Raw genomic sequence first — 860 nt, forward strand, 5'->3', positions numbered from 1 at the left:
GGTGGTATGCTAGCTCGTGGTAAACGTTCGTGCATTGCTACACGGAGTCCCCGATGTTCCGTGACCTAGCCTTCCGTAACAAGAAGGTTGGGGCCTCAGAGATTAAGGATCTGCACAATGTTATCTTCGGGTAAGGAACTGGATGACTCAATCCGTCCGTCTAAACAGGATGTCATTGACCGTCTGCGGTCTTACAGTGACCTAGGGCGTGGAACAGCTACAGCTCTAGGGACTGCCAAGTATTACACTGGTGAACTTGCAGCACGATCTCCGTTCACTAAAGTCCTCAACGGTACGACAAACTACCTGTTAGATGCTGGACGTCAGGGCTTCCTGTCTGACATCGTGGAGCATAGTCTGACTGGCAGTAAGCGTAGGTTCGATGACCGCTGGCTGAAGACCGCTGGTATCTCAGACGATCAGTGGAAAGGAATTAAGTCCCTCATCCGTGAGTCAGTGACTCGTGTCCAGACGGGAAGTACACCATCAAGGATAAGAAGGCGTTCAGTCAGGACCAAGGCTATGGACTCTGGCGTATGGGTGATACCATCGCTGACGAGACCCCTGCTCCGTCCCGCACAAGCTTAGCAACATGATGCCAAAGGCGTATGGACCGCTGGCGAAGACTGTCTTTGCAGTTTTAAGAAACTTTCGTTATCAAGTCCATCAACGGCCGAACCATGCGTACCTTCTACAATGCCACCAAGAACAACCGAGCGATGGACGCTGCGCTGTCAACGGTTATGTCTATGGTCTGGCTGGAATGTACTACATGGCTCAGGCTCACATCAAGGCTTACGCTATGCAGGATGGACGTGACCGAGAGTATCTGAAGCAAGCCCTTAACCCGACAATGATTG

1 protein-coding gene is annotated in these 860 nt (G+C 51.6%); it reads left to right on the forward strand.

The window, feature by feature from the left end; genetic code table 11:
- Positions 1–592: 592 nt before the first annotated feature.
- Positions 593–860: hypothetical protein (locus tag AC2W7C_RS18550; RefSeq protein WP_486002661.1), on the forward strand; the 268-nt coding region annotated here is incomplete at its 3' end.

The sequence above is a fragment of the Brevundimonas sp. CURTG3B2_SDJG genome, from assembly GCF_057364705.1.